The sequence below is a fragment of the Mycolicibacterium vaccae NBRC 14118 = CIP 105934 genome (assembly GCF_001552715.1).
GTDB lineage: Bacteria > Actinomycetota > Actinomycetes > Mycobacteriales > Mycobacteriaceae > Mycobacterium > Mycobacterium vaccae.
Map to the genome: position 1 here is coordinate 1 of NZ_BCRS01000364.1, position 700 is coordinate 700.

Below are 700 nucleotides of genomic sequence, written 5' to 3' on the forward strand. Positions count from 1 at the left end.
CCGCTGGCGTCGTTCGAGGCGACCGCCGCGCTGCCGGGCGCCGCGGTGGCACTCACCCGGGGCCGCGTCGCCGCCCGGCGACTGCTCGCGCTCACCGAGCCGCCCGCAGGACCTGATCGCCGGCCCGTGGTCACCCCGCTGCAGTTGCGTCCGGGTGACCGGGTCGCCGTCGTCGGCCCCAGCGGCAGCGGCAAAACCACCCTGCTGATGCACACGCCAGGGGTGTTCTTCGCCGAGGACGCGCACCTGTTCTCCACCACTGTGCGCGACAACCTGCTCGTCGCCCGCGGCGACGCTACCGACGACGAACTGCGGGATGCGTTGCGGCGCACCGGACTGGGCCCGTGGCTGGACAGCCTGCCCCGGGGCCTGTCGACCGTTCTGGTCGGCGGCGCCGCGGCGGTGTCGGCCGGCCAGCGCAGGCGGTTACTGTTGGCCCGCGCCCTGGTGTCCACGGCACCGACGGTCTTGCTCGACGAGCCGACCGAGCACCTCGACGCGTCCGATGCCGACCGGATGCTGGCCGACATCCTCACCCCCGGTGCGCTGTTCGACCGTCACCGAACCGTGGTCGTCGCCACTCACCATCTGCCGGAGAATCTGCCTGTGACGGTAGTCTCAGCGACATGAGCGAACCGCCGCCGCCTCCCTCCGGCCCCTATCCGGGCGGCTACCCGCCGCAGCCCTACGGCGGGGACGG

General features: G+C 73.4%; 1 protein-coding gene. It reads left to right on the plus strand.

Features of this window, described 5'->3' with window-relative positions; genetic code table 11:
* Nucleotides 1-630 (plus strand): ATP-binding cassette domain-containing protein (locus tag MVA01S_RS30040; RefSeq protein WP_159426400.1); only part of this gene is annotated, 630 nt, incomplete at its 5' end.
* Nucleotides 631-700: the final 70 nt, after the last annotated feature.